The organism is Micromonospora orduensis, assembly GCF_006228125.1.
Lineage (GTDB): Bacteria > Actinomycetota > Actinomycetes > Mycobacteriales > Micromonosporaceae > Micromonospora > Micromonospora orduensis.
In genome coordinates this window covers 1-905 of the sequence record NZ_VDFY01000007.1, presented here as the reverse complement: position 1 = coordinate 905, position 905 = coordinate 1, and the positions used below count along the sequence as shown (strand labels likewise).

The following is a 905-nucleotide window of genomic DNA, read 5'->3' as shown; positions in this document are numbered from 1 at the left end:
TCGAGGACCCGGGCGGGAACCTCGCAGCCGGCGAGGGCGCGCACCGCCTCGGCGGCGTGATGCGCGGCGTGGTGCGCGCCGCGTCGGCTGCGCACGGCGACGGTGACCTGCCGGTGCAGCAGCTCGCGCTGCCCGGCCAGGTCATCGAGGAACGCCACGTGCGCGTGGGCTGCCTCTTCCAGCGCGGGATGCGCCAGCCCTGGGGCGGCGGCGAGGAACCGGTCGGCGAGGTAGGTCAGGTCGACCCGCTGCGCCCGCACCACGATCTGCGCCGGGCCGTCGAGGCTGTGCAGCCACCGCGCGAACCCGGCCACGAGACCGTTCTGCTCGGCGGGTGTCCGCAGCCCGAAGGCCACCGTCGAGGCGGCGACCAGGCCGGTCGTGCCGTCCGAACCGAGATCGATCAGCCCGTCACTGGTGATGCCCTTCGCGGGCAGCCGCAGCGGTGCGGGCAGCGGTAGCCGGTCACCCGGCCCGGCGGTGGTGGCAACCCACGCCGGAGCCGGGATGACCGGCCCATCAGCCGGTACGAGCCGGCGCGGACGGCGGCGGTGCCGCAGCGCCGCGAGCGCCCACGCGTCGAGCGGTATGCCGTCACGGCGGCCAACCGCAAGCAGGAACGCCCCAGCGGCAACCGGTATCGCACCCGCGAGGAACACCAGCGGATGCACGAGCGTCGCCACCGCCGTCCACACCGCGTACAGCAGGAGGCCCGTGACAGCCAGGATCACCAACTGTCGTCCCGACATGCCGAACGCGATCCGGTCCGGCCGCTCGATGTCCGCGGGAACCCGAGCCCGCATCGGAGCCTCATTGTCGCGGCGGCTCACTGCTCATCACCTCGCTTCCGCGACGGGCGCCGCGCCGGGGCGGGCGATCGAGCCGGCGGTGGGGACGGCGGGGAC

At 74.9% G+C, this 905-nt stretch carries 1 protein-coding gene; it reads right to left on the bottom strand.

Features of this window, described 5'->3' with window-relative positions; all coding sequences use genetic code 11:
* Positions 1 to 830: PrgI family protein (locus FHG89_RS00035; RefSeq protein ID WP_139581800.1), on the bottom strand; the 830-nt coding region annotated here is incomplete at its 3' end.
* Between the last annotated feature and the right edge of the window lie 75 nt (positions 831 to 905).